At 67.5% G+C, this 6230-nt stretch carries 6 protein-coding genes; 1 reads left to right on the top strand and 5 read right to left on the bottom strand.

From position 1 onward, the window contains the following. The 3 genes from ACFQEU_RS09915 to ACFQEU_RS09905 all read right to left on the bottom strand — a co-directional run. A partial coding sequence (locus ACFQEU_RS09915; RefSeq protein ID WP_379781679.1) for a DUF2891 domain-containing protein occupies window positions 1-933 on the bottom strand: 933 nt, incomplete at its 3' end. Window positions 934-1005: 72 nt separating this feature from the next. Further along, the gene (locus tag ACFQEU_RS09910; RefSeq protein WP_379781677.1) at window positions 1006-1464 is read right to left on the bottom strand and encodes an NOB1 family endonuclease; all 459 of its coding nucleotides are present in this window, start codon (window positions 1462-1464) and stop codon (window positions 1006-1008) included. Then, on the bottom strand, window positions 1464-1709 hold the full coding sequence (locus ACFQEU_RS09905; protein ID WP_379781675.1) for a PRC-barrel domain-containing protein: 246 nt from the start codon (window positions 1707-1709) through the stop codon (window positions 1464-1466). Before ACFQEU_RS09905 ends, ACFQEU_RS09910 begins: the two co-directional genes overlap by 1 nt. Window positions 1710-1845: 136 nt before the next feature. Between ACFQEU_RS09905 and infB the strand changes: the two genes are divergently transcribed. Then, on the top strand, window positions 1846-3639 hold the full coding sequence (infB, locus tag ACFQEU_RS09900) for a translation initiation factor IF-2 (RefSeq protein WP_379781673.1): 1794 nt from the start codon (window positions 1846-1848) through the stop codon (window positions 3637-3639). A 387-nt stretch (window positions 3640-4026) separates the two neighbouring features. On the opposite strand, the gene ACFQEU_RS09895 is transcribed toward infB, so the two are convergent. Next, entirely contained in the window at window positions 4027-4815 is a 789-nt protein-coding gene (locus ACFQEU_RS09895) for a bacteriorhodopsin (RefSeq protein WP_379781681.1), read from the bottom strand. 268 nt (window positions 4816-5083) lie between these two features. Next, on the bottom strand, window positions 5084-6230 hold a 1147-nt coding region (locus ACFQEU_RS09890), incomplete at its 5' end, for a phytoene desaturase family protein (protein ID WP_379781671.1).

Below are 6230 nucleotides of genomic sequence, written 5' to 3'. Positions count from 1 at the left end.
CGCATCGCGCGCTGCCCGCAGCGACTCCGCGACCCCCGCCAGACACCACGCCCTGGAGAGGTCGAGGCCGACGAGGTGCATCGCCATCCCGTCTCCCTCGTCGGGCTCCGCGCCGACCGGCTCCAGCAGTGAGTCGTGGGGCTGGGCAGAGAGATCGGGGAGGAACCCGTCGAGCCATCGAGCGAACGCGTCGGGGGCGAGCACGCGACGGAGGAGATCCGCCTCCGTCAGCGCCGGGGAGACGAAGTCCCACCCGATCGGTTCCGCGCCCGTGACCGTGGCCGTGTCGTCGGTGTACAGCCGTCGGACGGTCGCCGCCGTCCCCGTCGCGAGGTCGTCGTCCCCGACCGTCCGCGCGTAATCGAGAACGCCCGCGAGCGCGAACGCGGTGTTCCCGTGCGTCCCGACGCGCTGCGGGCGCTCGATGTCGAGCAACGATTCCCTGGTCGCGTCGCGGATCCACGCCTCCAGCGGCCGGAGGGTCTCCCGCCACGCGTCGGCCCGTGGGTCGTCCCACAGGTGGAGCTCGGCGGCGAGCCGGAGCAGCCACGACCACCCGTACGGCTCCTCGAAGGAGGGGTTCGACTCGAAGTACGCGACCTCCTCGGCGACGTTCCGGTCGGTCAGCCGCCGATCGATGCACTCGACGATCGCGGCCTCGTCCGGGTGGTCCGGGAACAGCCGGAGCCCGCGGACGAGCGCCCAGTGGCCGTGGACCGCCGAATGCCAGTCGAAACAGCCGTAAAACACCGGGTGTCGGGCGGCGGGTCGTAGCGGCCCCTCCGGTGACTCCACGGACCCGACGTAGTGTGGATACTCCGTCTCGACACCCTCAAGCGGATGTGTCGCGAGGGTCGCGGCGGCGTCGATCGGGAGGGCGTCACGGCGACCCTCCACCAGCACGTCCGGCGGGAGCTCCGCGAGCGGGTTCATACCGACGACTCGTCGTCGTCGGTGTTGAATCGGTCGATGGTGTGCGAGCGGTCCGCACCCGGGCCGATCCCGCTACGCCGGGTTCTTTCTCGTCAGGTCGCTGCCGCAGACCGGACATCGCTCCCGGTTCTCGTCGAACGTTCGGCTACAGCCGACACACTGGAACCGCCACTCGCGCTCCTCCGTGATCCCCTCGCGGGCGATCGCTTCGACCGCGAGGTCGAGCCGCTCCGCGACGTTCTGCATCGCGTAGTCGTCGGTGACGAGCGTGGCGTGGAGCTCTAACGCGGTCGCGATCAGCCGGACGTCCGTCCCCGACAGCTCCGCGAGGTCGCCGGAGCCCCGCGCGGCGCGCTCGACGTTCGTCACCGCTTCGGGGGCCGGGACATGGATCGTCATCCCCGACCCCTCCATCGCGTCGAACCGGAGCGCGGTCTCCCCGTCGAGCTCGTCGTGGACCTCCGGAACCGACACCACCGACTCGTCGGTCGTGTACTCGTGGATGAACGCCGACGTATCGAGAACTTGCATCAGCGGCCGACGACGATGTAGTCTTTCACCGCCTGGACGTTCCCGACCGGGACTTGCAGCCGTCCCGCGCTGTCGACGTCGAACGACACCAGCTCGACGTTGAGGTGCTCGTGCGGACTGACGAGCAGATGACGGAGTTCGCCCGATTTCAGGTCCATCGTGATGTTGTACAGGTCGCCGAGCTCCGTCCCGTCCGATCCCATTACCGCCTTCCCGGAGAGGTTCTCCGCGAGGATGTTTGCCATATGCGTCCCGTCCCGGGCGACGATATTAAACGCCACGGCGCGTCCGACGGCTGACGGACGCGCTCGGCCGCGTCCTGAAAGGCTTAACTGACGGCCCGACCGAACGGAACACAACAACCTTCTCGGGGCGATTCTCATGACTGACGACACTCAACCGGACACCCTTCGGACGCCGATCGTCGCCGTGTTAGGCCACGTCGACCACGGAAAGACGAGCCTGCTCGACGAGATCCGCGGTTCCGCCGTCAGCGAAGCGGAAGCCGGCGCGATCACCCAACACATCGGCGCGACCGACATCCCCCTCTCGACGATATCGTCGATGGCTGGCGAGCTGGTGAACCCCGATGACTTCGATCTCCCCGGCCTACTGTTCATCGACACTCCCGGGCACCACTCCTTCTCGACGCTGCGCGCTCGTGGCGGCGCGCTCGCCGACATCGCCGTGCTCGTCGTCGACGTCAACGACGGGTTTCAGCCACAGACGGAGGAGGCGATCGACATCCTCAGACGGACGGGGACCCCGTTCGTCGTCGCCGCGAACAAGATCGACACGACGCCGGGATGGAACCCTCAGGAGGGCGAGCCGATCCAGCGCAGCCTCGAGGCCCAATCCGAGCGCGCGGAATCGATGCTCAACGAAAACCTCTACGAGATCATCGGCCAGCTGTCCGACGCGGGGTTCTCCGCCGACCTCTACTGGCGCGTCCAGGACTTCCAGAAGAACATCGGGGTCGTCCCCGTCTCGGCGATCACCGCGGAGGGGATACCGGACCTCCTCGCGGTGCTCATGGGACTTTCACAGCGGTTCATGAAAGAGGAGATGGCGATCGACGTGCACGGCCCCGGCGAGGGGACGGTGCTCGAAGTCAAAGACGAACGCGGCTTCGGCGCGACCGTAGACACGGTCGTGTACGACGGCGTGATCCGCAACGGCGACACGATCGTCGTAGGGGGACAGGACGAGCCGATCGTCACCGAGGTCCGCGCGCTGTTACAGCCGCGTCCGCTTGCCGAGATCCGTACGGAGAAACAGTTCGAGAAAGTGGCGGAGGTCGGCGCTGCCGCCGGGGTGAAGATCGCCGCGCCCGACCTCGACGACGCGATGGCGGGCGCGCCCGTCCGGGTCGTCCGCGACCGACCGCTCCAGGACGTGATCGAGGAGGTGAAAGCCGAGCTCGCGGAGATCGAGGTGGACACCGCCGAGGACGGCGTCGTCGTCAAGGCGGACACGCTCGGCTCGCTGGAGGCGATGGCGAACGCGCTCCGGGAGGCCGAGGTGCCGATCATGCGCGCGGAGGTCGGCGACATCGCGCCCCGTGACATCGCCATCGCGGAGACGGCGAACCAGGACGAGCACAAGGCGCTGCTCGGATTCAACGTCGACGTGCTTGCGAACGCGGAGGACGAGCTCGAAAGCGCCGACGTGAAACTGTTCACCAACGACGTCATCTACCAGCTGATCGAGGACTACGAGACGTACGTCGAGGAGAAGCAGCGCGCCCAACAGGAGACGGTGCTCGACAAGGTGGTTCGGCCGGCTCGGTTCCGTCTCCTCCCCGACCACACGTTCCGCCAGAACGACCCCGCCGTCGTCGGCGTCGAGGTCATCGCGGGGACGCTTCAGAACAACCGCTCGGTCGGCTACTTCGAGGGGAACGAGTTCCACCGCGTCGGGAGCCTCTCGGGGATCCAAAAGCAGGGCGACGACGTCGACGAGGCGCGGTCGGGCGAGCGCGTGAGCATCGCCATCGACGGGCCCACGGTCGGCCGCGACATCGAGGAGGGCGACACCCTCTGGACGGAGGTCCCGGAGAAACACGCGAAGATCCTCGAACAGGAGCTCAAAGAGGAGATCACCGCCGACGAGCGCGAGGCGCTCGCCGGCTACCTCGACACGCGACGGAAGCGTGACCCGTTCTGGGGCAAGTGACACACAGCGCCCGAAGCGGTTTCTAACACCGAACGGGACCCGACGACACGGGTTCCCGTAGGACGGGCTCCTGATACCGTTCGTCGTGGTCGCGCTTGTTTCCGTCTTCGTCAGTCCTCGCTGGCTCGTTGCCCGGTATCGCGGATCCGCTCGTGCCCGTGTTTTCGTCGGTCGTCGCCGCCTCACGGTGTCGCACACGGAAACGCTGTCCGACAGCGCTGCCGCTAGCCGGGCGAGAACCGCAAGAAAGCCGCTGACGGCCAACCCCACGTCGGGCCGCCAGCGGGACGCGTGAACCGAACCGCAGTGCGCCGCATCGCATCGCACTACACCGCACCGCACCGTGCTGCGAAACCGTCCGAACGGTGGTACCGCTACGCTCGGTCGTCAGTCGTCGGCCGGGGCCGCGCCGCCGCCGCTAGCGGCACCGAGGCCGGACGCCATGCCCGCGATGGTGGACTCGTTGTCGACGACCCAGCGGAGCAGGAGGAACGCGAAGATGTACTTCGCGATGATGTCGAGGCCACTGTAGGCCCAGGACGTGATGGCGACGTCGAGCACCGCGATCCCCTCGGCACCGAGCGCCCAGAAGATCGGGTAACCGAGCCACATCACGACGGTGAGGATCTTCAGCGTGTTGAAGATCTCCGCAGTGCCGGCGACTTCAGCGTCGGCCGCCCACTCGACGAGCAGGATGTACAGCACGACGGCGAAGAACGCGCAGCTGATGAAGTACCAGAACCAGCGAAGCGCGTGGGAGGACGTGGTCAGCGCGGCCGCGAGGCCCGTGACACACATCCCGATGTCGGCCACGATGGCCGTGAAGATCTTGGTGGTGTTAGATCCTGCGAGCAGGCCGAGCGCGAGCAGGATCATCGGCGTCGACAGCGCCCACGTGAGGTAGCGACCCCACATCGTGAGGACGCCGTCCGTCCCGCCGGCGACCGGCGTCGTTGCACCGGCTGCCGCGTGTCCGGCTGGCATCTCGAGCACGCTCATCGTGAGCCCGGACGCGAGCCCCGTGTAGCTGGAGATGGACACCAGCGGGACCATCAGCGTCGCCACGAAGATCAGTTGCGAGCGCGGGTCCTCCACGTTACGTCCCATGAACACGAACAGGAGGATCGAAAGCCCCGCGAGGGCGATGTTAACCCACAGCGAGAGGTTCAGTAGCATCCCCTCGTCGCTTTGCAGGTAGTTGTATATGTCCGTTTGAGTTACCTCGAGGGGGACCCCCTGTGCTGCTACGGCCAAGTCCGCTGCTGCTGTTTCTATCATGCGACACCCACAGGTAGGTGCTTTGTTGATTAAGTCCCTCAACCTAACGAGTATGGATCCCCCGGATCTCGGCGCTTATTTGTCCCAGTTTCGGGACAGGACCTCGGCGTAAAAGGTCTTGTGGTGGTGTCACATACCGCACGCTATCCTGGCCGTTTCTCACGTCTCAGGTCCGCCCCACGAACGGGAGTCGAGCGGACAGCCCGCCGGCGGCGTCCTCGGCGAGAGCGTCCGCGCAGTGCTCCCCGCTCAACAGACACATCGGGACGCCGATCCCCGGATTCGTCCCGCCGCCGACGTAGTACAGCCGATCGACCCCCCGTACTCGGGGGCCCGGCCGAAGCGGACCGGTCTGGGTGAGCGTGTGGGCGAGCCCGAGCGCGCTCCCGCCCGGCCGGTTGAATCGTCGCGCGAACTCGGAGACGCACGCCGACTCCTCGAAGACGATCCGATCGGACAGGTCGACGCCAGTGTACGAGGTAACCGCCTCCAGCACGTGATCGCGGAACGCGGCCCGTCGATCGGGCGTGTCGTCGAGGCCGGGCGCGAGCGGTACGAGGATCACGACGGTCTCGTGGCCCGACGGCGCGACCGACGGGTCCGTCCGCGAGGGGACGTTGACGTACACGGTCGGGTCCGCCGGCCATCGGGGGTCCTCGAAGATCGCCTCGAACTGCGAGCTCCAGTCGGTCGGCAACGCGAGCGTGTGATGGGCGAGCTCCGGCAACCGCCCCTCGACGCCGAGATACAACAGGTACGCCGAGGGGCCGTACGTCCGCCGACCCCAGTAGTCGCCCAAACGGCGGACCGTCCCCGGCGGGAGCAGCTCCCGCTCCACGTACTCCGGCGGGACGTTACAGACGACACGGTCGTGGACGTATCGGTCGCCGCCGAGGTCGACCGCGACGCCGTCGGGAACCGGCTCGAGGCCGGTGACCTCGACGTTCGTGTGGACGTCCGCGCCGCGCTCGCGCGCGACCGACGCGACCGCGTCGACGACCTCGTACATCCCACCGATCGGGTAGTAGACGCCGAGTCCGTAGTCGACGTGGCTCATGAGCTGGTAGAGCGCCGGCGTGTCGTACGGGGATCCTCCAAGGAACACCAGCGTGTACTCGAGCAGCTGTCGGAGCTTCGGATGGTCGACGTACTCGCCGACGCGCTCGTCGAGGCTCTCGAACAGCGCCAGCTCGCGGCCGGCGCGGACGACCTCGGTCGAGAGGTAGTCGCGGAGGCGCGAGCGGCCGGGCAGTACGACCCGCTCCATCCCGGCCTCGTACGCCTCCGCCGCGTCCGCGAGGTAGTCGTCGAGG

The sequence above is a fragment of the Halorubrum tibetense genome (assembly GCF_042661865.1).
In the GTDB taxonomy this organism is placed as follows: domain Archaea; phylum Halobacteriota; class Halobacteria; order Halobacteriales; family Haloferacaceae; genus Halorubrum; species Halorubrum tibetense.
Note: the sequence above shows the minus strand (reverse complement) of the source record. Positions and strands in the feature narration are given on the sequence as shown.